The 26,616-nt window shown below is 46.6% G+C and carries 26 protein-coding genes; 21 read left to right on the top strand and 5 right to left on the bottom strand.

Annotation, left to right across the window (positions count from 1 at the left end; genetic code table 11):
- The first annotated feature begins 213 nt into the window (after positions 1-213).
- The 9 genes from gmhB (at position 214) to M0R30_RS01470 (ending at position 9,797) form a co-directional block, all read left to right on the top strand.
- Entirely contained in the window at positions 214-774 is a 561-nt protein-coding gene (gene gmhB / locus M0R30_RS01510) for a D-glycero-beta-D-manno-heptose 1,7-bisphosphate 7-phosphatase (RefSeq protein WP_292542402.1), read from the top strand.
- Between the two features lie 51 nt (positions 775-825).
- Positions 826-1,470, top strand: coding sequence for a fructose-6-phosphate aldolase (gene fsa, locus M0R30_RS01505; RefSeq protein WP_366513081.1), 645 nt, complete (start codon positions 826-828; stop codon positions 1,468-1,470).
- A gap of 142 nt (positions 1,471-1,612) precedes the next feature.
- Positions 1,613-3,400 carry an ABC transporter ATP-binding protein gene (locus M0R30_RS01500; protein WP_292542396.1) on the top strand — a complete coding sequence of 596 codons (1,788 nt, stop codon included), beginning with the start codon at positions 1,613-1,615 and terminating at the stop codon, positions 3,398-3,400.
- A 495-nt stretch (positions 3,401-3,895) separates the two neighbouring features.
- Positions 3,896-4,999, top strand: a complete 1,104-nt coding sequence (locus M0R30_RS01495) for an N-acetyl sugar amidotransferase (protein ID WP_292542394.1) — start codon at positions 3,896-3,898, stop codon at positions 4,997-4,999.
- A 20-nt stretch (positions 5,000-5,019) separates the two neighbouring features.
- On the top strand, positions 5,020-6,081 hold the full coding sequence (gene neuB, locus M0R30_RS01490; protein WP_292542391.1) for an N-acetylneuraminate synthase: 1,062 nt from the start codon (positions 5,020-5,022) through the stop codon (positions 6,079-6,081).
- Positions 6,078-7,223 carry a UDP-N-acetylglucosamine 2-epimerase gene (neuC, locus tag M0R30_RS01485; RefSeq protein ID WP_292542388.1) on the top strand — a complete coding sequence of 382 codons (1,146 nt, stop codon included), beginning with the start codon at positions 6,078-6,080 and terminating at the stop codon, positions 7,221-7,223. Before neuB ends, neuC begins: the two co-directional genes overlap by 4 nt.
- On the top strand, positions 7,223-7,648 hold the full coding sequence (locus M0R30_RS01480) for an acyltransferase (RefSeq protein WP_292542385.1): 426 nt from the start codon (positions 7,223-7,225) through the stop codon (positions 7,646-7,648). Before neuC ends, M0R30_RS01480 begins: the two co-directional genes overlap by 1 nt.
- A gap of 2 nt (positions 7,649-7,650) precedes the next feature.
- Complete coding sequence (locus M0R30_RS01475; protein ID WP_292542383.1) at positions 7,651-8,778, top strand: DegT/DnrJ/EryC1/StrS family aminotransferase; 1,128 nt, start codon at positions 7,651-7,653, stop codon at positions 8,776-8,778.
- On the top strand, positions 8,775-9,797 hold the full coding sequence (locus M0R30_RS01470) for a UDP-N-acetylglucosamine 4,6-dehydratase family protein (RefSeq protein WP_292542380.1): 1,023 nt from the start codon (positions 8,775-8,777) through the stop codon (positions 9,795-9,797). The genes M0R30_RS01475 and M0R30_RS01470 overlap by 4 nt, the downstream gene beginning before the upstream one ends.
- A gap of 226 nt (positions 9,798-10,023) precedes the next feature.
- Here M0R30_RS01470 and M0R30_RS01465 read toward each other — a convergent pair whose 3' ends face one another.
- The 3 genes from M0R30_RS01465 to M0R30_RS01455 are packed head-to-tail and all read right to left on the bottom strand — an operon-like array spanning position 10,024 to position 12,551.
- Positions 10,024-10,827: an SDR family oxidoreductase gene (locus M0R30_RS01465; RefSeq protein ID WP_292542377.1), complete on the bottom strand. Its 804-nt coding sequence runs from the start codon at positions 10,825-10,827 to the stop codon at positions 10,024-10,026.
- Between the two features lie 9 nt (positions 10,828-10,836).
- The gene (locus M0R30_RS01460; RefSeq protein ID WP_292542375.1) at positions 10,837-11,559 is read right to left on the bottom strand and encodes an acylneuraminate cytidylyltransferase family protein; all 723 of its coding nucleotides are present in this window, start codon (positions 11,557-11,559) and stop codon (positions 10,837-10,839) included.
- Positions 11,556-12,551: a Gfo/Idh/MocA family oxidoreductase gene (locus M0R30_RS01455; RefSeq protein WP_292542373.1), complete on the bottom strand. Its 996-nt coding sequence runs from the start codon at positions 12,549-12,551 to the stop codon at positions 11,556-11,558. Before M0R30_RS01455 ends, M0R30_RS01460 begins: the two co-directional genes overlap by 4 nt.
- A gap of 281 nt (positions 12,552-12,832) precedes the next feature.
- Between M0R30_RS01455 and M0R30_RS01450 the strand changes: the two genes are divergently transcribed.
- The 12 genes from M0R30_RS01450 to M0R30_RS01395 all read left to right on the top strand — a co-directional run bounded on the left by M0R30_RS01450 (position 12,833) and on the right by M0R30_RS01395 (position 24,885).
- The gene (locus tag M0R30_RS01450; RefSeq protein ID WP_292542370.1) at positions 12,833-14,047 is read left to right on the top strand and encodes a hypothetical protein; all 1,215 of its coding nucleotides are present in this window, start codon (positions 12,833-12,835) and stop codon (positions 14,045-14,047) included.
- Positions 14,048-14,121: 74 nt separating this feature from the next.
- Entirely contained in the window at positions 14,122-14,835 is a 714-nt protein-coding gene (locus M0R30_RS01445; protein WP_292542367.1) for an FkbM family methyltransferase, read from the top strand.
- A 422-nt stretch (positions 14,836-15,257) separates the two neighbouring features.
- Positions 15,258-16,505, top strand: coding sequence for a glycosyltransferase family 4 protein (locus M0R30_RS01440; RefSeq protein WP_292542364.1), 1,248 nt, complete (start codon positions 15,258-15,260; stop codon positions 16,503-16,505).
- A gap of 85 nt (positions 16,506-16,590) precedes the next feature.
- A complete protein-coding gene (rfbF, locus tag M0R30_RS01435; protein WP_292542361.1) occupies positions 16,591-17,373 on the top strand; it encodes a glucose-1-phosphate cytidylyltransferase in 783 nt (260 codons plus the stop codon).
- A complete protein-coding gene (rfbG, locus tag M0R30_RS01430; RefSeq protein ID WP_292542359.1) occupies positions 17,370-18,431 on the top strand; it encodes a CDP-glucose 4,6-dehydratase in 1,062 nt (353 codons plus the stop codon). Before rfbF ends, rfbG begins: the two co-directional genes overlap by 4 nt.
- A gap of 6 nt (positions 18,432-18,437) precedes the next feature.
- Positions 18,438-18,887: a dTDP-4-dehydrorhamnose 3,5-epimerase family protein gene (locus M0R30_RS01425; protein WP_292542355.1), complete on the top strand. Its 450-nt coding sequence runs from the start codon at positions 18,438-18,440 to the stop codon at positions 18,885-18,887.
- Between the two features lie 17 nt (positions 18,888-18,904).
- On the top strand, positions 18,905-19,861 hold the full coding sequence (locus M0R30_RS01420) for an NAD-dependent epimerase/dehydratase family protein (RefSeq protein ID WP_292542353.1): 957 nt from the start codon (positions 18,905-18,907) through the stop codon (positions 19,859-19,861).
- Between the two features lie 63 nt (positions 19,862-19,924).
- A complete protein-coding gene (locus M0R30_RS01415; RefSeq protein ID WP_292542351.1) occupies positions 19,925-20,938 on the top strand; it encodes a glycosyltransferase in 1,014 nt (337 codons plus the stop codon).
- 223 nt (positions 20,939-21,161) lie between these two features.
- On the top strand, positions 21,162-22,256 hold the full coding sequence (locus M0R30_RS01410) for a glycosyltransferase family 4 protein (RefSeq protein WP_292542349.1): 1,095 nt from the start codon (positions 21,162-21,164) through the stop codon (positions 22,254-22,256).
- Positions 22,253-23,242, top strand: a complete 990-nt coding sequence (locus tag M0R30_RS01405) for an SDR family NAD(P)-dependent oxidoreductase (protein WP_292542346.1) — start codon at positions 22,253-22,255, stop codon at positions 23,240-23,242. Before M0R30_RS01410 ends, M0R30_RS01405 begins: the two co-directional genes overlap by 4 nt.
- Before the next feature lie 9 nt (positions 23,243-23,251).
- The gene (locus M0R30_RS01400) at positions 23,252-23,956 is read left to right on the top strand and encodes a sugar phosphate nucleotidyltransferase (protein WP_292542344.1); all 705 of its coding nucleotides are present in this window, start codon (positions 23,252-23,254) and stop codon (positions 23,954-23,956) included.
- On the top strand, positions 23,953-24,885 hold the full coding sequence (locus M0R30_RS01395) for an NAD-dependent epimerase/dehydratase family protein (protein WP_292542342.1): 933 nt from the start codon (positions 23,953-23,955) through the stop codon (positions 24,883-24,885). The genes M0R30_RS01400 and M0R30_RS01395 overlap by 4 nt, the downstream gene beginning before the upstream one ends.
- A gap of 38 nt (positions 24,886-24,923) precedes the next feature.
- On the opposite strand, the gene M0R30_RS01390 is transcribed toward M0R30_RS01395, so the two are convergent.
- Together M0R30_RS01390 and M0R30_RS01385 are read right to left on the bottom strand one after the other, a co-directional pair.
- The gene (locus M0R30_RS01390; RefSeq protein ID WP_292542340.1) at positions 24,924-25,598 is read right to left on the bottom strand and encodes a PHP domain-containing protein; all 675 of its coding nucleotides are present in this window, start codon (positions 25,596-25,598) and stop codon (positions 24,924-24,926) included.
- A complete protein-coding gene (locus M0R30_RS01385) occupies positions 25,579-26,589 on the bottom strand; it encodes an ATP-grasp domain-containing protein (RefSeq protein ID WP_292542339.1) in 1,011 nt (336 codons plus the stop codon). The genes M0R30_RS01390 and M0R30_RS01385 overlap by 20 nt, the downstream gene beginning before the upstream one ends.
- Between the last annotated feature and the right edge of the window lie 27 nt (positions 26,590-26,616).

Raw genomic sequence — 26,616 nt, 5'->3', positions numbered from 1 at the left:
TTATTTCTGATAAATGAAGGGTAGGTAGACTATTCCAGATCGCTTCGCAGCATTGTCTTGATCTTAAGGGAATTTCTGACAAGGGAAAAATTAATAGCTGGATTCATAGAAATTTATTCCTCATGGTGCCGGGTTGTTTTCTGTAAGAAATAATTTAAGAAGCGGCGCTGCATTGAATAGGAAATATCAAACATTACTTAAATGGAATGTGTGATGAATACGAATAAAGCGGTTTTTCTTGATCGCGATGGGGTAATAACTCAGGATCCCCCACATTATGCCCATCGCATCGACCAGCTCATGTTAATTGAGGGAAGTGGACTTGCGATAAAAAAACTGAATGATGCACAGTTTAAGGTAATCGTTATTACAAACCAATCAGGTGTGGCAAAAGGCATGTATGAAGAAAAGGAGATTATAATATTCAACCGAGAGATGGTTAGACAACTCAAACAAACTGATGCCCATATCGATGCAATCTATTATTGTCCTCACCATCCCGAAGCAAAAGTACAAAAATACCGAACTGACTGCAATTGCAGAAAGCCAAAACCCGGGATGCTTTTAGAAGGTGCGAAAAAGTATAACATAGATTTTAAATCTTCTTTTCTAGTTGGCGACAAATGGAGCGATATTGAAGCCGGGCAAGTAGCAGGATGTAAAACAGTATTGGTCAAAACGGGTCATGGTTTTCAGGAATTCAAGAATATAAAAAAACCTGTCGATTATATAGCAACAGACTTACTCGATGCAGTTCAGAATTTTATTTTATAAACGAATAGATAGAAGTAATCAGAACCACAGATGGATGAAGAGGAGCAGATAATGAAATTATTTCTCGATACTGCAGATATTGATCAGATAAGAAAATACAGTTTTATTATAGAGGGGGTCACCACTAATCCCAGTTTAATTGCTAAAGTAAATACAGAATATTCGTTTGAAGATTTAATTCAGGAAATATCAACAATAGTGCAGGGCCCGATAAGCGCGGAAATTATCAGTCTTGAATCCGGTCTTATGGTAGAAGAAGCCGAAACGATTGCCCGTATTTCACCCAATATTGTTATTAAAGTCCCCATGACCATGGAAGGTTTGAAAGCAACCAAACGCTTGAGTCAGATGGGAATTAAAACGAATGTCACACTTATTTTTTCGGCAAATCAAGCGCTCTTGGCCGCACATTGTGGAGCAACCTATGTAAGCGTGTTTGTAGGCCGTCTGGATGATATTGGTCACAACGGGATGGAGGTTGTTAAAGATACCGTCGAAATTTTTACCCGACATAACTATCCGACACAGGTCATTACCGCCAGTATACGCAATCCTCTGCATGTTCTTGCCGCTGCAAAAGTCGGATCCCATGTAGTGACAATCCCCCCTTCAGTGATTGAATTAATGTCTAAGCATAATCTGACCGATACGGGATTGGAACGATTCCTACAGGACTGGAAAAAAGTCAAGTTTTAACATGGCGTTCACGCCACAAAGACTACCTTCAACAAGATGCGGATACATATAGAGTGTCATAAATTGATTGTAGCCCCAAGTGTTGGAGACATGTGTGAGGGGAATATATCGTACCTGCATGAGATAACTAGGAGGTTTCAGATTGTCAAATATCAGAGACTCAATGAAAATTTTATGGCATCTTTTCAGCCCGTTTAAAAAAACACTTGCATTTTATCTGCTTGCAGTGATCATCCTCAGCGGGCTTGAAGTATTCCGGGTCTCACTGGTATACCCAATCATTAACTATGGTCTTGGGGTGCAAAATAAGCCAAAACTTCTGGATGCATTTTATGCCCATTTACTACCGTCAGCACTCGATCCATTTATCGCATCCGCAATACTACTGATCATTGCCTCGATTATAGTAGCCGGTTTTTACGCGTTCGTTGTATATCATGGGGCGCATGTCATTGCCTCAGTCCGTGATTCACTGGACCGTCGTGTTTTTGAAAAGATCATAAATAACCCATACAGTTATTTTGCAAGGAAAAAACAAGGAGATTTACTCTATATCGGTCAGGGAGCAGTGACTGAAGCCAACGAAGCGGTAGGATCATTTGTTGACTTTACAAAAAATTCACTGATGGCTTTTTTTTACCTCATGTTTATTTTTTATCTCTCATTCTGGCTCACGGTGGGATTGATCATTGTTGGTGTAATATACGCATTGATCATTAGGAAATATTTGTTTTCAAGAATTTTTAGAAACAGTTCTGAATTAACAAAAGCGTTTATGGAGAAATCTGTTATATATCAGGAGCTTATAACGGGAATCAAAACCATATTTATAACCGATTCCATTGGATTATTCAAGAAAAAATATGATTTCGCGGTAAAAAAACTGTTAAAAACATACATCAATGTCGATGTCCTTAATAAAACCCCCCCGGTTATCAATGATTTTATCATGTTTTCAATAATTTCATTGGGCGCCATTTGTCTGTACTTTATTACCGGAGGTGATTTTATTGGATATATTGGTGTATTCGGGACTATTATGCTCGCATTGTACCGGTTAATTCCATGTGTTAATTTAGCGCAGACTAATTTAGCTGCCATTGTTCGGGCTCTTCCCGCATTAATACTTGTGTATGGGGAACTGAACGTCGATAGTGGAAATGAATCTACTGGAAAAAAAGGTGTGATAAAACAAACATTTTCATTCAAAAACAAAATTGAGTTCAGAGAGGTATCATTCAGGTACTCTGGGGCGAACCAGGACGTCATTCGCAATCTCTCTTTTGATATTGGTAAAAACAGAAAGGTTGCCATTGTGGGAAATTCAGGTTCTGGCAAGACAACTACGGCAAATCTTCTGGCATTACTGTACAAACCGGAAAAAGGCGGTATTTTCGTGGATGGGGTCAATTTGGAAGAGTTTGACCGTTCGGATTATCTAAAGTCTCTGGGGTATATTGGTCAGGAGACATTTATTTATCATGATACTATCAAGGAAAATATCAGATTTGGGCTGGAACGTAACGATCAAGAAATAATTGAGGCTGCAAAACTTGCTGATGCCCATGAATTTATCATTGAAACCGAACATGGCTATAATACAATTATCGGAGATCAGGGAATTCGATTATCAGGGGGACAAAGGCAGAGAATAGCCATTGCAAGGATTATCCTCCGAAATCCAGATATTTTACTGCTGGACGAGGCTACCAGTTCTTTGGATAATATTTCTGAAAAGAAGATTATTGATTCAGTTCAAATGTTATCTGAAAATATGACTGTTATTACAATAGCTCACAGATTATCAACGATTCAGGGGTCAGATATTATTCATGTGATGCAAAACGGAGAGATCGTTGAAAGTGGCACCCATGAGTCATTGATGGAAAAGAAGGGCGAATATTATCAATTGTATCTGGGACAGGAGTGAGTGTATTAATAAAAACCGGTAACGATATGATATTTACTATAATATTCAACACGGTTTTCTAGATCTATTGGGAGATACTAGTGAATTTCAGATGCTTAATTATCAAGAGCGATTGACTATAATCAGCAGTTCTCATGTTCAAATATCAACTGACAATTATTTATCGTCTCAATCTTTAACCATCTGAAATACAGATGTAATGATAGTTTATCGGTGCATTCTTCGTAAATGCCCAAAAAGATTGAGATTATCAATAATCGAATAGATTTATACCCCGTTGCGTTATTAAACATAATGACATTATCTATTTTTGTCTATTGTTTGTTTTAAGAATAGAAGCTAATTTTTTATGTTACCAGAAATAAAAATTTATTCACTATATTGACATTTATAGGATGAAAAACTAGATTATTCAATCTAGAAATCAGTTGAAATATATCAGAAATCTCAGAATGATATTATCAGCGACTATCAATATACCATTGAGAGATTAATATGAGACACTGTAATAATTGCCTGATGCCGGATACAAAACCTGGGCTGGTTCTGGATGGTCGGGGAATCTGCCAGGCCTGTCGTCACTATGAACAGCGGAAAAACGTGAATTACCAGTCCCGGTTTGAAGAACTCAAAAAACTCGCAGATAAGTACCGGAAGAATGACGGCTCCTATGACTGCATTGTGGCAATAAGCGGGGGTAAGGACAGCCATTTCCAAGTTTACGTCATGAAGGTCCTGCTCGGCATGAATCCTCTCTTGGTGTCGGTCCGCGATCCCTTCTCCAAGACAAAGGCCGGCGAACATAATTTCCAGAATATTGCCGACGCGTTCGGGTGCGACATCATCGCGCTTCACCAGAACCCGGCCCTGGTCCGGAAGATGGTCCGGATCGCCTTTGAAGAGATGGGCAGCCCGACCTGGCCCATTGACCGGGCAATCTATACCTTCCCGGTAAAGATGGCGATACGCTGGAAGATCCCCCTCGTGGTATACGGGGAGAATGTGAGCTGGGAATACGGGGGAGTGCTCCAGAAAGAGACTTGGAGCGCCCGAGACCAGATCAAGAACGATGTGGTCAAGAGCATTGACTGGGATTTCTGGTTCAAGAGGGGGATCTCCGAGATAGAGATCGGAATGCTCCGCAATCCCACGGACGAAGAGATCGATGCCGCCGGCCTGGAACCGATCTACCTCAGTTATTTCATCCCTTGGGACGGGTACCGGAATTTCCAAATCGCAAAACAATACGGGTTCCGTGATCTCTCCCACGAATGGCAACGCGAGGGCTTTATCGAGGATTACGATCAGGTCGACTCCATCGCGTACCTAGTACATCCTTGGCTGAAATATCCCAAGTTTGGGTTTGCCCGGGCCACCGATGTGGTCGGTTACTGGATCCGCAGCGGGAGGATCACGAAAGAGGAAGGGGTACGGCTGATTCGTGAACACGACCATAAACTCGACCAGAGAGCGCTCGATGACTTCCTTCACTTTACCGGTTATACTGACCATGAGTTCTGGGAGATTGTCGATAAATTCTATAACCGGGATATTTTCGAGAAGAACGATGGCATATGGACATTAAAAGAATCCCGGTGAAATGCGGTACGGCAGGTAAAATGCAAGCGAAGGAAGGCGTCATCTCCATGGGTAACAAGAAGATCGGGGATGGCGAACCCTGTTTCATTATCGCAGAGGCCGGCGTGAACCACAATGGTGATATCGCGCTTGCAAAAAAACTGATCGATGTTGCCTGCGAAGCCGGCGCCGACGCGATCAAATTCCAGACATTTAAGACCTCGCACCTGGTTACAAAGGATGCAGAAAAAGCCGAGTATCAGAAAAAAACCGGTGCCGCCGGGACCACCCAGTTCAAGATGCTGAAGAAACTGGAATTATCCGATACGGAGTTCAAAAAATTATCCACCTATGCAAAAAAGAGGGGAATTCTCTTCTTATCAACGGCATTCGATGAAGAGAGCATGGACCTGCTCATCCGGCTTGATGTTCCCGCGTTCAAGATCCCCTCCGGGGAGATCACGAATATACCCTGCATAGAGAGAATTGCCCGCGAGAAGAAACCCGTCATCCTCTCCACGGGCATGTCCACCATGGATGAAGTGAGGGAGGCGGTGAACTGCCTGAAAGCGCATGGCTGTCAGGAGATCATCATCCTTCATTGTACCACCAGTTACCCGGCACCGCTGGAATCGGTGAACTTACGGGTACTGGACACGCTCCGCGAAACATTCCACCTGCCCGTGGGATATTCCGATCACACTGAGGGCATTCTCGTGCCAGTCGCTGCGGTCGCAAGGGGGGCCTGTGTAATCGAGAAACATATCACGCTCGACCGGACCCTCACCGGCCCCGATCATGCGGCATCCATCGAGCCGGGTACCTTAAAAGAGATGATCGCCGCCATACGGCAGGTCGAAAAGGCGCTGGGCACGGATGATAAAAGACCGGATGCCTGTGAGATCAAAAACCGGGACGTGGTACGGAAGAGCGTGGTGGCAAGAGAAGATATCTCAAGGGGATCACTCCTGCTGGAAACCATGCTTACCCTGAAACGCCCGGGCACGGGTCTCGAACCAAAATTCCTGAAGGATCTCGTGGGAAAAAGAGTTAAAACGGCAATAGAGAAAGATACCCTGATAACTCGGGACATGATCGAATGAAGAGAACGATCCTCTATGTGAGCGGGACCCGGGCGGATTACGGCCTGATGAGGTCCGTTCTTTTCCGGATCCACAACCATCCCGGCATGGAGCTGCATATTGCAGCCACCGGCATGCACCTCATGCCGGAGTTCGGCAATACCATCGATGAGATCCGGAAGGATGGCTTTGCCTGTCATCCGGTCAGCGTAACATACGAACAGGATTCAAAAGAATCGATGGCCATATTTATCGGCAGTTTTATCAAGGAATTTGTCGGGCTCGTCCGGGAGATCCGCCCTGACATTATCCTTCTTCTTGGGGATCGCGGCGAGATGCTGGGGGGTGCGATCGCAGGAGCCTACCTCGGGATACCGGTAGCGCATATCCATGGCGGGGAGGTCACGTCCACTGCCGACGAATCCGCACGCCATGCAATCACAAAATTATCGCACATCCACCTGCCTGCAACAGTGAAGAGCGCAGAACGGATCGTAAAGATGGGCGAGGACCCGCGCCATGTCTTTGTTGTCGGGGCACCCGGACTGGACGCGATCAGGAAGCTGCCCGCTGCTTCGGTGAAGGAGGTCGCGGACCGGTACGGGATCGATCCGTCCGTGCCGCTCATCCTCGTGATCCAGCACCCGGTCCCCCTTGAACCGGGCGATCCGGCCGCCCGGATGAACGAGACCCTGGAGGCCGCCTGCAGTTTCCACCACCAGGTCATCGTCCTCTACCCGAATGCAGATGCCGGGGGCCGGGCAATGATCGACGTGATAAAGAAGTATGCAGCAGCAAAAAAGATCCGTTCCTTCCCGAGCATCGGCCACGCGGATTACCTGGCGATCTTACAATTATCCTCCGTGATCGTGGGGAATTCCAGCAGCGGGATCATCGAAGCACCGTCGTTTGGCGTTCCTGCGGTCAACATCGGCACCCGCCAGAGGGGGCGCGAGCAGGGAGAGAATGTGATCGATACCGGGTATGATGCCGGCGAGATCGCTGCGGCAATCCGCTATGCCCTGTCAGATGAAGAATTCAAAAGAAAAGTAAAAACAGCAACAAATCCCTATGGTAACGGGGACATCAGCAGAAAGATTGTCGAGTGCCTGGAAAAAATAAAAATATCACCGGCATTACTGCAAAAAAGGATGATGTACTGATGAGATTTGCCAACTGGAAATACCCTGAATTCGAAGAAGGAAAATTAAACCAGTACAACTGGGTTGTCCAGCACAAAGAAAACCTGGACCTGGGTGCCCGGACGGACATCGGAGCGTTCACGTATATCAATGCCCGGCATGGCGTGACGATCGAAGAGTATGTGCAGATCGGTTCTCATTGTTCCCTCTACTCAGTCTCCACGATCGACAATAAACACGGCCCGGTTCACTTAAAGAGGAACAGCCGCATCGGCTCGCATTCGGTCATCATGCCGGGCGTGACCGTTGGCGAGAATTCCCGGATCGGTGCGTTCAGTTTCATCACGACCGACATACCGGACAATGTGCTCGCATTCGGCGTCCCTGCCCGCGTGATCCGGCCCCTGACCCCCGAAGAGAGAGCAACCGATACCACCGAGGAGTGAATATGACCTGGAAGATACCCCTGTTTAAGATGTACTGGGATGACGAGGATGTCGCATCAGTGAACGCAGCGATAAAAACCGGCATGAACTGGGCACTGGGCCCGCAGATTCCCGCATTTGAGAGGAAAATTGCGGAATACGTCGGGACAAAATACTGCCTGACGTTCAATTCCGGCACCTCCGCCCTCCACGCGGCGCTGTTGTCCTACGGGATTGGCATCGGCGACGAGGTGATCATCCCCTCGTTCACCTTTATTGCCACTGCGAATGCCCCGAAATTTGTCGGTGCAACACCGGTCTTTGCCGATATCGAAGACGCCACGTTCGGCCTTGACCCGGCAGATGTCGAAGCAAAGATCACCCCGCGGACAAAGGCGATCGTTCCGATCCATTTTGGAGGATTCCCCTGCCAGGTCCGGGAACTCCGGAAGATTGCCGATGAACACGATATCGTCCTGATCGAAGATGCCGCTGAAGCAATGGGTGCAACAGTGGGCGGCCGGTACGTGGGGACCTTCGGAGATTCCTCAATCCTGAGTTTCTGCCAGAACAAGATCATCACTACGGGTGAAGGGGGTGCCGTAGTCACCGACAACCGGGATCTCTACGAGAAGATGAAACTCGTCCGGTCGCACGGGCGCCCCGACACGCTCGATTATTTCTCCACGATCGAGGTCCTGGACTATGTCTCGCTCGGGTATAACTTCCGCATCTCGACCATGACCGCAGCGCTGGGCATCGCCCAGCTGGACAAGATCGGGCGCCTGATTGGGATACGAAAGTCCGATGCCGCGTATTACCGTGCGGGACTGGCGGAAGTCCCCGGCGTGGTCGTGCCGCCCGAACAGCCGGATACCGTTTCCGTGTACCAGTTATTTTCCATCAGGGCGAAGAAACGTGATGCCCTGATGAAATACCTTGAAGGGAAAGGGATCATGACCAAAATCTATTTCCCGCCGGTCCATAAAACACACTATTACCAGAACGTCCTCCGGTATACCTCGTCCCTGCCCATGACGGATACCGTATCCGGGGATATCGTCAGCCTGCCGTTTTACCCGGGTATTACAAGGGATGAAATGGATACCGTCATTCAGGCAATCAGGGAATTCGGGGCGAAGAGTCAATGATGTATCACAATTTTTATAAAAACAAGAAGATCCTTGTCACCGGCGGCGTAGGTTCGATCGGCAGTAACCTGGTCAGGAAACTCTTACAACTCAATCCGGCCATCATCCGGGTTTTCGATAATAATGAGACCGGCCTCTTTGACCTAGAGCAGGAGCTGCAGTCGGACAAGATCCGGACCCTGCTCGGCGATATCCGGGACAAGGACCGGTTGAACATGGCGATGAACGGGATCGATATCGTCTTTCACACCTCGGCACTGAAGCACGTCCCGCTCTGCGAGTACAATCCCTTCGACGCGGTCAAGACGAACGTCCTCGGCACCCAGAACGTCCTCGAATCGGCACTGTCCAATGAAGTCCAGAAAGTGATCAATGTCAGCACGGACAAGGCCGTCAACCCGACAAACGTGATGGGGGCGACAAAACTGCTGGCGGAACGCCTGACCATCTCGGCAAATTATTACGCCGGGAACAAGAAGACGGTCTTCTCCAGCGTGAGGTTTGGCAATGTGCTGAACTCGCGAGGATCGGTCATCCCCCTATTCAGGAAACAGATCCGTGAAGGCGGCCCGGTTACGATCACCGACAAGGAGATGACCCGGTTCTTCATGGAGATCCCGTCCGCAAGCCATCTGATCATGACCGCCGGGGAGATCGCGAAAGGTCGGGAGATCTTCATCTTGAAGATGCCGGCACTCCGTATTGCCGATCTCGCTGAGGCGATGATCGATGAATATTCCCCTGCAGCCGGCTACCGTCCGGGACAAATCAAGATAAAGATCATCGGTAAGAGGAACGGCGAGAAACTCTACGAGGACCTCATGGCGGAAGAGGAGGCGGAACGGGCATACGAACGGGATGACATGTTCCTGATCGTACCGCATACCCTGGCCCACGAAGATCCCTTGGATCCCGCATATTTCAAAGGTTTCAAAAAGACAAAGAAGCGGAGTTTCTCTTCTCAGGATGCACCCCTTATCGGGAAGGACGGACTCAAGCGGGTGCTGAGGGATCTTTAAATCCCGCTGATTTTTTTATTGACCCGGCTTTTCTGCTCTGTAAAAATAATTTTATCTCTATTATGACGCTCTCGGGGGCTCCGCCGCTACGGTGCCCCCGGTTATGATTGTGCTGCATCATCTGAATCCAGCGGTCTTTATTTTTCCTGCACAGGTAATGCCAGGACCTCGGAATGCACCCCATCCCCCGATGAAGGCAGGATTGGAATTTTTTTCAGTTTTTTTGTTACCAGACGGTGAATCCCCCGTCAACCACGAGATTCTGGCCGGTCACGTAAGCAGACAGATCGCTCGCGAGGAATAGGGCAGCCCCCTTGATGTCCTCTTCCGTAGCCATCCGCTGCAGGGGGGTTTTCTTTATGTATTTTGCATGGAATTGTTCGGGCTGGCCGCGATAAACCCCCCCAAGCGTTATCGCATTAACCCGCACGTCAGGGGACAGAACCGTCGCCAGCCATCGAGTCAGCTGGATGAGCCCGCCTTTGCTGGCTGCGTAGGCAGCTGGGTTTCCCAGGGAGGTTCCTTCATACAGCTGCATATCCGGGCCGTTGATGCCATAGATTGAAGCAATATTGATCACCGATCCGCGGTGCGACAGGGCTAGGGCTTCCGAGCAGACCTGGGTAAGAATGAACGGGGCTGTGAGATTGATTTCAAGTGCCAGTCTCCAGGTGTTCGCATTCTGCTCCCGGAAACCGACCCCCCATCCATTCAGCTCCGATGTCCCGACAAGCGCTGCACAGTTCACCAAGACATCAAGGGATCCGAATTGTTTCAGAACCGTCTCCGGAACCTTCCGCAACTCCATCTCACTTGCCAGGTCAATGACGAGAGGGCGGGCAGTCACACCGTAATCCTTCGTCAGCTGTTCGCATTTTTCAGTACACAAATCCCTGTTGCAGTCAATGATCACGATATCGGCGCCATTCTCCGCCAGTGCATCACAGATCGCAGAACCGATATGCCCTGCCCCGCCGGTGATCAGGGCCACGCGGTTTTTCATATTCATCAATTCACTTACCTGTTTCATGAGGCACCTTCATATCGGATTCCTGATGGAATCCAGTCTCTCTTTCATGAGAAATTCAGCGATCCTGAAATCGAATTCCGTATCAATATCCAAGGCCCGCTCCGTCGGCACTTCCACCACCACCACTTTTCCGTCAAAGATACCGTGCGCACGCATTATAAATGCCGGGCGGACCGCGTAAGCGACGGTGGTCATGTCGAACACGGGAGGGGCATCTTGGCGCCGGGTCATGTTGCTGCCGGTACTGATTACCACATGGGCATAACCCCCGTCATCTAGGTTCACCATGTTGAAATAGGGGCTCCGTTCCGCTTTCTTGACCGTGATCACGATGTCCGCATCGCTTTCAAGGAGCCGGGATATGCAGGCGTCGATGTCAGTTGAAGCCCTCATAGGAGAAGTAGCGGGGATACTGACAAAGACATCAAGGGGATGGGGATGGTCTTTTTTAACTTCCGTGATGGCATGCTGCCAGGCAGACCATTCAGTTGCCCGGTCCCCGGCGAGTTCCGCCGGCCGCATAAACGGGACTTCCGCACCGTACTGCCGGGCGATCCGGGCGATCTCGTCATCATCGGTGGAGACAATCACCCGGCTGATGAACCGGCTCTCCTTTGCCGCCAGGATTGACCAGGCGATGAGGGGCTTACCGGCAAGGGGTCGGATATTTTTACGTGGCACACCCTTGGATCCCCCCCGGGCAAAGATGAATCCCACAACGCCCGGCATCATAGGTAAATGCTCCTCTGTTCCCGGGACGATTGTAACGCGGCGAGGGCGAGAGACAGTACCCGTTCTGCATCCGTTCCGGTGACAAGCGGTTCTTTTCGTTCACGGATACAGGCAAAAAAATGTTCCAGTTCTGAAAGGTACATAAGGTTCCGATCCACTTTTTGTCCGGGATGCAGGATGGACCATTCACCCGTCTCGTTTGAAAAGAACTGTACGGAATCGGTTGTGCCGTCCCATATGACGATCCCCTCCGTTCCCACAACCTTGCAGCACCGTGTCGACGGCCGCTGAACCATGTCGAGATGAATGCTTCCCTGTGCCCCACTGGCGAATTTCAGGATTATATCCACGGTATCCTCGACATCGATCTCGAGATCACTCACTCGGTCAGCCTGTGCGGTGACAACAGTAATCTCCCCTGCCAGCCACAGCACATAATCCAGTTCATGGCTGAGCTCGAGAACCGCCCCGCCCCCCAGTTCCCGTCGTGCGCTGACAGAGGTCCGGTAATCGGTACCCGGCCGCCAGTCCGGAAGGTACTGCCCAACTTCAGCCCGTATTGCAAGAAGTCTTCCGATTTTGCCCTCACTGACACATTGTTTCAGGAGCTGCAATGGCGGATGGAACCGGAGACAGTACCCGACCATAATGAGGATTTGTTGGGCTTTTTGGATCTCCAAGAGCTCATCGATACCCGATAAATGAGATGACAGGGGTTTTTCGATGAAGAGATCGATCCCCTCGCGGGCGAGCTTTATAGCAATCGGGATATGTGCCGATGCGGGAGTGGCAATGAACGCAACATCGGGCTTTGGATCGATCGCTTCCTCAAGTGAGTAGACAAACCTGTCGGTCCGGGGGTCGGGAAGTGCGGCTTCACTTTTTTTTGTATGGGTATGCCAGATGGTAATGTATCCACCCGGATCAAGTGTTTTGATATTACTCAGGTGACGTTTTCCGATACTCCCCAGCCCTACAAGCAGGTATCTCAAGAAATATTCCCCGTATACGTGTTCATTTTTCGTTTCATTGTTTAAAAAATCTTTTTATGGTAGATAGACCGGGGAGACAAACGACACATATCAGACTAGGAATTTTGTTTTTACATCAAAAAAACATATTTTCTGGTGAAAAGACCCTTCTTGATGAAAAAGGGGCTATGTCCAATAATTAAATAAATCCATATTAGACTTTCCCATATAGCGAGAAAATAGTTGCCATCATGATCTGAACCAGCATAGTATTTTAAAATTTTAAAGACAAAAAATAGTTAATGGATCTCAAAAAAAAAATAATTGTCATTAGGGATTATCCATTTAACAATTCTGACTATAATCGATTTGGGATCGATCTCTTACGCAACAAGGGACTTGAGGTTGAGATATGGGACATTACACCGTATTTGCATAAAAAATTTCACGAGCAACTTGTTGGAGATAGACCCACTTTTTTTAAGGATCTGCGAATATTCAAAGATAAATCTGAAATTATCGATGCAATCTCATCTTTAAATAATGAATGCCTTATAAACTGTTTTATAGAGTATAGTTATCGTTCATTTCACATATTCAGGGCAATTTCAAGATACAAAATCGACTATTGCATATTAGGAATGGTTACATATCCAAGTCCCCCACCTATTCAAAATAGTTATATAGTTAGTTTCTTCTCACTTCTGAAAAAAGCAAATGCATTATCAATTAAAGAAATATTTCAGCACATTATCGATAAAATACTGTTGAAATATTTTTTTTTATTTGGTATTGCCCCAGCTTCACTTGTCCTATTGGGCGGTGAAAAGGTGCCAGGATCCTTTTCGTATCCTGTAGATAATACAACCCTGAGATTATGGACTCATTATTGGGATTATGATATTTATCTAAATCATAAAGATGAACCTAATGATTCTTATAAAAAAACCGGGGTTTTTCTGGATCAATATCTTCCCCTTCACCCGGATTGTCTCTATATGGGAATTGAGTACCCATGTACTCCGGATTCGTATTATCCCAAACTCTGTAATTTTTTTAAAAATCTCGAAAAAAAAATGCATGCAGAAATAGTAATTGCAGCCCACCCCAAATCAGATTATGATAATTTACCGGACTATTTCTGTGGCAGAACTATCATTAAAGGAGATACTGCACGTCTTGTCAAGGAATCGTCGTTTGTAATTGCACATAGCAGTACTTCGATAGATTTTGCTGTACTCTATCAAAAGCCCATTTTTTTTATCACTTCGGATGATCTGGAAAAAATGATTACAGGAAAAAATATCATAGGTATAGATATTCATGCAATGGCTTCGGAGTTGGGAAGATTACCCATAAATATCGATCATCTGTCTGACTTTAACTGGGAAAATGAAGTAAAAATTAATAACATGGCATATCTCAGTTATAAAAATCTCTACATAAAAAAACAAGGGACACCAGAAAAACCCCTGTGGGAAATATTTTGTTCATATATCCAACAAAAGAAATTTTGATTATTCATATGTTGTTTTCTAATTAGTGATCGATTTAATTATTATTCATACCAAGTAATTAGTGGATTCCTAATATGAAATTAAAGCACCGCATTCAATCGTTTTTACAAAATCATGTAATGGTTTGGCTGATTGAAAAAATATATGGCATTCAATCATGTTATGATCCAAATACAATTCTTTCTGGATTAAAGCATATTGATTCGGTAACTCTAAATGATGGTTCAGTATTTAAATCAACAAAAAACTTCTGGGTTGTTCTTGATGAGGTCAGATGCGGATATGACTGGAGTGATATGCGCGATACAGACATTTTGCTTGATATTGGTGCCCACATTGGATCCGTTACGATACCGGCGGCACGCAAAGTAAAGCACGTTTTTGCAATTGAACCCATATTTACCGAAGAATTACGTGAGAACGTTCGACTCAACGGACTAACCAATGTCACAATACTATCTCTCGCTCTAGGTAACGGTGAGAAGGTTAATTTATCTTTCTTCGTATCGAAAAAAACGGATATCCAAACACACACATTCAAAGAAATTGTTAATATGTGCGGTGAAAAAATTGATTTTTTAAAATGCGATTGTGAAGGAGGAGAATGGTTCATCAATAAATCGGATCTGGATGGGATCCGACGTATTGAGATGGAAATACATCCAGACATGTATCCGACTGAAAGATCAAATCCAGAACTTGTTAATTACATTCAAAATAACTGGAATACTTTAAAAACTATTTTGGGTACAACATATAATCTGCATGCAAAAAGAATCGAAAAATAATAACTTTTGAATATTTTGTTAGGATTTAATGAGGTAATGTATCTGTATCGCATTTATTGACAGAGCGTTAATGTCGATCCCTTTTCGTTATGCTACCATTGTTCAGGATTACTCATCATATCTCCCCATATTTTTCAGAAGCAAGATATAATTTGGCCATATTCCTGCCACATTACAACGAGGTATATGTAATCCTTTCTCAGATTAAATCCAGAATTCATATGTATTTCTCATTCCCGACGGAACATAGACATATTTCCTATCGCATCAGTTCATCATAAAGGATCTATTACTAAAAACAACACGTGGTATTTACAATCTGCAATGTAAATACGAGTTTGATAATCTCAAGATAATAATATTTAAAAATTGCATGATATATCATCGAACGGTATAAATGAAAATACTACAGAGAATATTCAATGAAATCACTGCTGCTAAGCACCTATGAAGATCTTGGGGGTGCATCACTAGCTGCAAAAAGGCTTCTATCAGGCTTAAAAAACATTGGAGCGGATGCTCAAATGTATGTTCAGGTAAAAAACACGGATGATCCGAGCATCCTGACATCAGATTCAAAATTGTACCAAAGTACAACAATGGTGCGGGACTATGCCGATTCAGCACCACTTATTTTTTATAAAAAACCACAAAAAATACCATGGTGTGTCGGGTGGCTCCCATATAATATTTCTAAAAAAATCAATCAGATAAAACCTGATATCATCAATATTCATCGGATTAACGGAGGATTTTTTCCGCTTTCACAATTAAAAAAAATAAAGAAACCTGTTGTTATAACCCTCCATGATATGTGGACATTCACCGGAGGTTGTTGTTATAATGAAAATTGTGAAAAATATAAATCACACTGCGGAGCATGTCCCGAGTTGAACTCGAAGTTTTATTGGGATCTCAGTTATTTCCTATTTGAGAGAAAAAGAAAATGTCTCGAGAACCAGAACATCGAGATTATCTCTCCAAGTCGATGGCTTGCGGATTGCGCACAGAATAGCACACTACTCAAGGAAAAAAAAATTCATGTAATTCCTAATGGCGTTGATTTGACAGTTTATAAACCAATAAATCAGCGATGGGCACGGGAGATCCTTAACCTGCGACAGGAGAAAAAATTTATCCTTTTTGGAGCAATTGGAGCAGCGAGTCTTCCTAGGAAAGGATTCCGGTATCTCCAATCTGCATTACAAAATCTGCCTTTATCAGTAAAATCTAATTGCGAACTCCTCACATTTGGGGATACGCTAGCGCCAAAAATTGATTCTGGCGGAATTCCCCATCATAATCTGGGAAAAATAGACGGCGAAATTGCATTATCCTTGATGTACTCAGCAGCCGATGTTTATATTTCACCGGCAACCCAAGAAGCATTCGGTCTTACCGTGTTGGAATCTATGGCTTGTGGAACTCCTGTCGTTGCGTTTAACACCGGAGGGGCACGGGATATCATTGAACATAAATCCAGTGGTTACCTAGCCAATATGTTTGATGCAACCAGTCTGGCTAGTGGAATAGAGTGGTGCTTATCAAATAATGAAAACGGGAGAGAGATCTCACAAAAATGCAGATCACGTGTAGAAGCAATGTTTGATATCAACTTAGTGGCACAGAAATATTACGACATTTATTCTCACCTTTCGGAAAATAAATAATGAAGTCAAGAGTATTAATGCTCAAGAACAATACCATAAATAATAACTATGAATTAATTTTGATTCTCAGGAGTTTCCGAAAAACATGAAAACTGCAATTCTTTGTGGTGGATATGGGACACGTATTCGGGATGTGGCAGATAATATCCCCAAACCAATGATCCCGATTGGTGAATATCCCATTCTCTGGCATATCATGAAATATTATGCTTCGTGGGGTCATGATCAGTTCGTTCTTTGCCTTGGATATAAGGGAGACATTATCCGGGATTTTTTTGCCAATTACCGGTCCCACACCATGGATTTTACTATCGATATGAGCGGGAAGTCAGCCGTTGAATACCATAATTCGCAGATTGCAGAAAACTGGGTGGTTACGCTAGCCGAGACTGGTCAACATGCAATGACCGGCGCACGGATCAAGAAGGTCAGGAAATATTTCCAAGACGATGACAATTTCATGCTGACCTATGGTGATGGAGTCGGTAACATTGATTTGGAAAAACTGGTTGCCTTCCATAATTCTCATGGAAAGATTCTGACTGTGACTGGCGTGAGACCCCCTGGACGATTCGGAGAACTCCAGTGCGATAACTCCGGACTTGTCACGGAGTTCAATGAGAAACCACAATCCACCGGAGGGAGAATATCCGGGGGTTTCTTTATCTGCCGCAAGGAGATTTTTGATTACATCGATGACCGGGAAGACACCATCTTTGAACAGGAGCCTCTGCGGAACCTTGTGAGTGCCGGAGAAATGATGGTGTACAAGCATGATGGGTTCTGGCAGCCAATGGATACATCGAGGGAGTATAAACTCCTCAATCAGGTGTACGAACAGAAGAAAGCCCCTTGGGTGATCTGGTGAACTCCAGATACGCAATCTTTAAAAATAAAAAAGTGCTGGTAACCGGAGATACCGGGTTCAAAGGCTCATGGCTTACATATTGGCTTCACCTCCTTGGTGCCGATGTATACGGATTTGCCCTCCCCCCTGAGAGAGATTATGATCATTTCGTGATGATAGGTCTCGAAAAGCGTATACACCATTATGAAGGGGAGATCGGGGAATATTCACAGATTCAGGATTTGATGAAACGGGTACAGCCGGAATTTGTTTTTCATCTCGCAGCCCAGCCCCTTATCCGGCGATCTTACCGGGAACCAAAACTCACTCTGGATACCAATATTGGTGGTACCGTGAATGTCCTTGAATCGGTAAGGCTTACGCCATCCGTCAAGGTTCTTGTATCCATTACTTCCGATAAATGTTACCGTAATAAGGAGTGGTGCTGGGGATATCGCGAGAACGATGAGCTGGGTGGCAAAGACCCCTATAGTGCTTCAAAGGCAGCTGCCGAGATCGTGTACTCCGCATACCACGACTCTTTTTTCAGCGGACGACCGCAATTCGGTGCTGCAAGTGTCAGAGCCGGAAATGTGATCGGTGGTGGTGATTGGTCAGTTGATCGTATTGTCCCTGACTGCATACGGGCGCTCCAAGCCGGAAAACCGATTGAGCTGAGAAATCCCCATGCCACCCGACCGTGGCAGCATGTACTTGAACCATTGTCCGGCTACCTCCTTCTAGCATCCCGGATGTACAACGAACCGGTGCAGTTCCGGGGATCCTATAATTTCGGACCTGATACCCGAGAGATGCATACGGTACAGGACGTTGCCCGGGAATTGATCTCCACATGGGGTACCGGGGAGATTAAAATCACCCGCAGCGACAATGATCCTCCCGAAGCAGGTCTCTTGCACCTGAACTGCGATAAGGCACATCACATCCTAGGCTGGTATCCCCGATGGGATTTCAGGAAGACTGTTGAACAGACTGCATACTGGTATAAAGCAGTTAAAGATGGAGAAGATGCCCACTCGGTCACCCGGCAGCAGATTATTGAATATATGGAGAATTGAGTGATCATGATTGACGGTGTTTTAGTTAAACCCCTCCGGCAAATTCCCGACGAGAGGGGCAAGATCATGCACATGATACGTAATGACGACCCCGACTTTATCAGTTTTGGTGAGATCTATTTCTCATGTGTCTATCCTGGAGTAATCAAGGGGTGGCATCTTCACAAGAAGATGACCCTGAATTATGCAGTGCCATTTGGTACCATCAAACTCGTTCTCTATGATGACCGGGAATCGAGCAGGACCCGGGGAGAACTGCAGGAGATTTTCCTTGGATCTGATAACTACTGCCTTGTCCAGATCCCCCCTCTTGTCTGGAATGGCTTCAAAGGTGTGGGGACAACCCCTTCGATTGTAGCAAACTGTTCAACAATCCCTCATGATCCGAGTGAGATTGAACGATTGAACCCATTTGATAAGAGGATCGGGTATAACTGGGATATTCGTCACGGATAATCCGGGATTTCATCACTATGACAATAAAAAAGATCTTTGTGACCGGTGCAACGGGTTTTATCGGCCGGCATCTGGTTCGCCGGTTAATCTCTGAAGGCTATGATGTCGGTGCACTGGTTCGATCTGCATCGTCATCAAAACCTGCCGGGACAACCGATGGGGTCTCGTATTTTACAGGGGATATCAGGAATTACGATGATCTCTCATCTGCGGTGTCTGCTTTTAGACCGGATGCCATCATTCACCTTGTCACCTACTACGCGGTTATGCATCGTGCCGATGAAATTGGCGTAATGACGGACACAAATGTGAGGGGAACGATAAATCTTCTGGAAGCTGCAAAAGAGACCGGTGGCGTAAGGCTCTTTGTGAATACCAGTTCGTGTGCCGTCTATGAAGAGAAAAAGCACCGCTTGAGGGAAGACGACACCATCAGACCCCAGAATATGTACGCGCTCACCAAGATCCAAGCGGAGGAGGCGTGCAGTTATTATGCTGGTACGTTTCATCTCCCCTGTGTGACCCTCCGCGTGTTTCCACCATTCGGTCCCGGCGATCATGAACGACGGTTAATTCCCTATGTCATCGAATCCATCCTGAAAAACACTCCTCCAAACCTTACGACCGGAAAACAGGAATGGGATTTTGTTTACGTCGATGATATTGTCAATGCTTACGTGGCCGTGCTGAAATCATATCCATTCAGGAATGATCATGCCATCTTCAATATTGGCACGGGTAATCCGGTATCCATCCGTTCTGTGGTAGAGAAGATTCGGGAAAATATCGGTTCAGATATCAATCTGCCTTGGGGATCAGTAGCACACAGGCCTAACGAAGTCTGGTATAATTCCGCAGATATTACAAAGGCAAAAGATGAACTTCACTGGACTCCACAACGTGGACTCGATGAGGGCATACGGATGACCGTTGCATGGTTCAGGGATTTTTTCCAGCAGAAAGACCTTAGATGATGCAGATCAGACTACCCGTTATGTCCTATCGTATCCGGATACACAACCTGCAGGATTACTGCTATGCCTGACACTCCCCTTGTTTCCATCTGTATCCCGACGTATAACCGGGCCGGCATGATCGGCAGAGCGATTGAGAGTGCGCTTGCCCAGTCCTATCGTAATATCGAAGTGATTGTTGTAGATAATAATTCCAATGACAATACTGCTACCGTTGTGGCGTCCCACTCTGACAAAAGGCTTCGGTATGTAAAAAATGAGAGAAACCTGGGATTGTTTGGGAATTGCAACCGCTGCATCGAGCTGGCAACCGGCACATACCTGCATATCCTCCATTCCGATGACTTCATCGATCCGGGTTTTACTTCTCGGTGTGTAGCGTTCTTTCAGGAGCATCCCTCGGTGGTTCTGACAACTACCAGTGCTCGCATTGTGACTGAAACGGAGGATAAAGAAATGTCATACAACGATACGGACAGAGTTTATTCGGCACCGGATGGATTCCGGAGTCTGCTTTCCGCCCGTTCATTTATTGTATGCCCATCAGTCATGGTCCGGCGCGACATCTACAAGGAAGTGGGATCATTCAGTCTTGAATATCCATATTCTTCCGATTATTACCAGTGGTTGAAAATTGCGCGTAGGTATGATATAGGATTTGTGAGTGGTGCCTGTCTCTTTTACCATCAGGGGCAGCATTCTGAAACGTTCCGATTTATGTTCTCATCGCCCCAGGGATATATGGATATGTTGAGGATGTTTGTCCAAATCAAGATGGATCTTGGAAACGAATCAGATCAGTATACCGGTGAACTTCTTGCGGCACAGCGGCGTTTCATTAACGACTGCCTGTTTGCGGGCTTCACTCGGGGGGATGCTATGCCCGGTTTCTCACCATCAATATTTACCGGGTTCTCACTTACATGCTGGACCATGGAAAAAACCGATTCCATTTCCCAGATGTTCGGTAAACTCCGGGATCTCTTAATAATTCTCCCTGCGGGACTCCTGATAAGCTGGTCCCTCCCCAGAAAGATGGTAAGAGCATTATTTTTTTCCCGAAGGGACAGTTATTGATGACGACATTATAAGGCTGAAAATAGTATGAAATGGCACGGGTTTTTGATTATTCTTCAGAAACACAATCAGCCAATCCGAGATAATACATCCGGAATGTATAAGATCGCATGGCCACAAACATAAAAAGAAACCTGTTAATGAACACATTGAAACAATCCCGAGTTATGATCCTTCCTAAATTCGAATCATGGAAGCATATTCCCGAAGGAGTTCCAACGCTATGATCCTCCTCCTCATCGCTGACGGCCGCAGCACACATAACCAGCGCTGGGCTGAATATTTCGCCGAGTCCGGTCACGAAGTCCACCTTATCACATATGATCCCATGAACCGCATCCTGCCGGGAGTAACTGAACATGTATTATCCTCGCGATGGAACAATCTCTATCTCGCGTTCATCCCCCGCCACTTGCAGATCAAAAAGATCATACGAGTAATTCAGCCTGATATTATTCATGCCCAGTTCATAGCAAAATTCGGGTTCCACTTACCGGGGCTTCATTTCCGGCCCACAGTCGTCTCCGCATGGGGCGATGATATACTCATCCTTCCACAAAAAAGCGTATTAATTCGGTATTTCACTAAAAAAGTTCTCAGTTCCTCAAATCTCATATACTCCGTCTCTAAAGATATCAGGAAACACATTATCGAGGATTATCACATTCCGGAATCCACGGTCCGATACCTCCCTTTTGGCATAGATACCGATCTATTTGTGCCGGATTGTGAACATGATACCCGCGACAAAAACAGGATAGATGTTTTTTCAAACCGTGGTTTTTTCCCGGTCTATGATAATGCTACCCTGGTCAAGGGATTCGGACTCGCGTGCCAAAAAGACCCGAGACTTTACCTGACAATCAAGGGGGAGGGCCCGGATGAACCATCTATCCGAAGCCTTGTCTCATGTCTGGGATTGAATGACAGGATCACCTTCAGGAAAAAAACCGAATATTGTGACGTGCCTCAGGATTACCGAGATACGGATATTTTCCTTACAACTTCAATTTCTGACGGAACCCCGGTCTCGATCCTCGAAGCCATGGCAAGCGGCCTTCCTTGCATTGCTACATCTGTCGGAGGCATTCCGGAATGGGTAACTAACAATAGTACGGGACTCTTAATCAAACCTGGATCTCCGGATGAAGTTGCATCTGCCCTTCTCAAACTTGCCCGTGATCCGGAACTGCGGAAACAGATGGGAATCGCCGCCAGGCAGGTTGTCGTAAATACCGGGCAATGGAAAATACTCATGGCACAGGCAGAGAAAGATTATCAGGAACTCATAAAAACATATAGACAGGACTCACCATGAAATGGCAGGACAAAAAAGTACTGGTGACCGGTGCCGGGGGTTTTATTGGCAGTCACCTTGTTGACGAGTTACTGCATCGGGGAGCAGACGTCACCGCATTTGTACATTACAATGCCCGCAATGACTGGGGCATGCTGGAAGGACGCTATTCCGATTCAACACCGAATCTCACGGTAATTTCCGGTGATGTCACTGATGCGCTCTTTGTAAGAAACGCGGTTGCCAATAAAGAATATGTCTTCCATCTTGCAGCACTCATCGGCATCCCGTACTCCTATGTTGCCCCGGAATCCTACGTCAATACCAATATAAAAGGCACCCTGAACGTGATGCAGGCATGTATTGATGAAGGTGTCAACCGCGTTGTCCATACATCAACAAGCGAAGTATACGGGACGGCACAATATACACCCATTGACGAGAAACACCCGCTCCAGGGTCAGTCGCCCTACTCTGCGAGTAAGATTGGCGGCGATAAAATAGCAGAATCCTTTTACTGCTCGTTTGGCCTGCCGGTCACGACCATCCGTCCATTCAATACCTTCGGGCCCCGGCAATCGACACGCGCAGTAATCCCTACGATCATCACCCAGGCACTCACCTCTAACAAGATCAAACTCGGCTCGCTTACACCGGTCCGCGATCTCACGTATGTTGCGGACACGGTTTCCGGTTTCATTAAATTCGCGGAGAGCAAGAATACCGTGGGCAAGACGATCAATACAGGCTCAGGCCGCGGTGTGACTATAGGGGAACTCGCAGATATTATCGTCAAAAAAGTCAACCCCAAGGCAAAAATCGTGTGCGAGCAGGAGCGTATCCGCCCGGAGAAGAGCGAAGTTATACAATTGTTGTGCGATAACCGGTCGGCAAAAGAGCTGGCGGGCTGGCAACCGTCATTTACCCTTGAAGACGGACTTGACCTGACCATCGGATGGATGAAGGATCACATTGCTTCGTATAAAACCGGAGTATATACCGTTTAGGAGGAATTTATGCAAGCGATCATTCTGGCTGGAGGAAAAGGCCGGCGGCTGATGCCGTATACCACAGTGCTTCCCAAACCACTCATGCCTATCGGAGATTATCCCATCCTTGAGGTGATCCTCCGTCAGCTCAAACACTGCGGATTCGAAAGGGTAACGATCAGTACCGGGTACCTGCACGAACTAATCCATGCATACCTTGACAGCAACAAGACGCTTGGCCTCAATATCTCCTATGTACACGAAGATTCACCGCTTGGAACGATCGGCCCGCTCCGGCTCATTGATGATCTTGATGATACATTTCTTGTGATGAACGGGGATATCCTGACCGATATCAAATATCTTGATCTTATTGAGAGCCACCGCAGGAACAAGGCCATCGCAACCGTGGCAACCTATCAGCGCGATGTGAATATCGACTTCGGTGTCCTTGAAAAGGACGAGAACCGTAAGATAACGGCATTCAGGGAGAAACCCACATTCCACTTCGATGTCAGCATGGGGGTCTATGTATTCTCAAAAAAGGTGCTGGACTATGTCCCGGAAGGAGAACCGTTCGGATTTGACCAGCTGATGTACGCTCTTACGGCAAAGAACGAGGCAGTGTACAGCTATCCTCATACCGGTTACTGGCTGGATATCGGTAGGCCGGATGACTATGCCCGATCTATCGAAGAGTTCGAGCGCTATAAAGATCGTTTTCTTCCATGAAACTTCTGGTTACCGGGGCATCCGGTTTTACCGGAACTGCCCTGATCCGGTTTCTTGCTCCAGACAAGGATATCCAGATTACCAGCCTTGCGCGAAACGTACCATCCCGGCCATATCCCGGCGGAGACATAACCTGGGTTGCAGCAGATCTCCTCAACCGGGATCGTATTTTTACACTGGTATCCTCCGTTAAACCGGATGCGATCATCCATCTTGCCGGTCTGAACCGCGGCTCAGCCGCGGATTTATTCATGACCAATGTCTGTGGTACTCAACACCTGATTGAGGTTATATCCAGTACAAATCCTGATTGCCGGGTCCTCATAACAAGTTCATCTGCAGTATACGGATACCCGGGATCATCACCCATAACCGAGGAATCTCCGTTCCAGCCTTTGACCGAATATGGTGCTGCAAAAGCTGCACAGGATAATCTTGCCTTGATGCATTACCGGGAGAGGGGCATCAACCTGACAATTGCCCGCCCGTTCAATCTCACGGGTCCCGGCCAGGCTGACACATTTTTGTGCGGAAAAATTATCCGGCAGATCGTCGAATTCGAACAGGGAAAACGAGATTCACTTGATCTTCTGGAAACTCAATCAGCCCGGGATTTTATTGATGTCCGGGATGTCGTCAGGGCATACTGGGCACTTGTGACCCATCCCCGGTTTGAGGAGGACTGTACCGGAAAAGCCTTCAATATCGGCTCGGGAAGATCGTGCCCGATCTCTGAGGTGATCGCAACACTGGAGAAGATCACTGGAGTGAAGTATCCTGTCAATCTTCCAACAGATCCACAACAGATCACTATCCCCTCGCAGCAGAGTGACATTTCACGGATCTACAACGTCACAGCCTGGAAACCGGAGATTCCCCTTAAAAAGACATTACAAGATATGCTCGAAGCGGAACGGGCTCGAATTTAGACATAAGACAAAATAACCTCAGAAAAACTTCTTACCGGTTATGGGAACCGCCATACTTTTCTGCCAATATACCTGGTCCCCTGAGAAATCAATGTTCCCCATTTTCGTTGTTTCACAAGGCTGATGATCTGGCTGCGATGAATTTCAGAAGCCGTGGAATAACGTTCTGTGAGCAGCTCCCTGAACTGGAAGGATTCTGGATCGATACGGGTTTTTACAGATCCAATTTCTGAACTGACATGGGCATCGCTTCCGTACATCACCAGTTTTGAGAAGCGGGTTGCCAGATCCTGTGCAGCCATATTTTGTTGGAGGGTCGACCGGCCGTTCCATATTTCAATAAAATCCACACATTCTGCAATCTCTTCAATAGAAGAATGATCGCGATATGGATGTGGAAACATAACCTTGCCCCCTTGCGACCGTATCGCCGGGATAACATCCTGCCACCGGGTAATCAGGATATCCTCATGGAGGTTGAGCCCGATTATATCCCCGCAATCGGTCGCAATCTCAGTACCAACAATAACATCAATACCATGAGTACGTGCAACCCGTTTTCCCTCCAGACCCCCGCGAATCGTCCCGTGATCCGTTATCGCGATGCAGGTCAGCCCAACCTTTTTTGCCCGTTTTATAATACTCTCCGGTGACATCACCGAGTCATGGGAGTATTTTGAATGAATATGGAAATCAGCAATGAGGTCGTCCATGAGGTCTCCAGAACCGTTTCTGTTTTACCCGGAGCATAAACTCAGCAACGGTCATGCCCATCTGAATAAACGCAGGAACGGGATCGTGCATATCAATATCGTATTGCATGAATCTATCCCCGAAATCCCTGATAAAATCCGGGAACGAACGGGGATTTGTTATCACATTAAAGAGATCCGCCGGGAAAAGCCAGCGGTATTTTACACCGGACTCATAGTGGAATACCGGCTCGATATCGCCATCCATTGCCATCCTGCTGGCAAGGTACGGGAAATCCACACCGGCTGCAATGGAGAGTCCAAGAGAACCCCAGAATTTTGGATTGATCTCCATGAGGACAAATGCGCCGGTCTTCTCATCTTTTTTAAACTCCACCATTGCAACACCATGCCAGTGCAGACTATCAAGGATACGTAGTCCCGCATCGCGTAATGCCGGATCATTGACACTTACTGCTACGGCACTTGGCCCACCGGTAACCGGATATTCGCGGATCCGTTTGTGCATGAAGATCGCCCGGGCAGTCCCATGATTATAAAGAGCAAAAAAACCGTACCCCTCACCCGTAATGTACTCCTGAATTACCGGAGAGTATCTGGCGATAAAACGGTATTTTTCAGATAATTCATAAGGGGCATTTGCATACCTGACAAATCCCGATTCTTCTGACCCCTTGATCACAGCAGGATACGAAACCTCGTGTGCAATTGCCCCGGCTTCGGCTTCTGTGCGGGGGTACCAGGTTTTCGGGACCCGGATCCCGATCTTTTCAGCGTACTGGATAGTACGGTCCTTGCTCCCGGCAATATCCAGTGCCGTTTCATCCGCAAGGGGAATTTTCGTATATTTTTCCAGTTCGTGGCGAATCCGGGAGACCTGCATCACCGCAGCAAAACTGACTGGCAACACAACGTCCACATGATTTTTTTTGACGTAATCGAGCAGAAATGCTGCAAACAGGGGATCCTTTTCAGGATCCGGTGCAATCACACGGCGATGACAATATTTAGAAAAAAA

It is taken from the genome of Methanoregula sp. (genome assembly GCF_023227875.1).
GTDB lineage: Archaea > Halobacteriota > Methanomicrobia > Methanomicrobiales > Methanospirillaceae > Methanoregula.
This window is presented reverse-complemented; position numbering and strand designations above follow the sequence as displayed.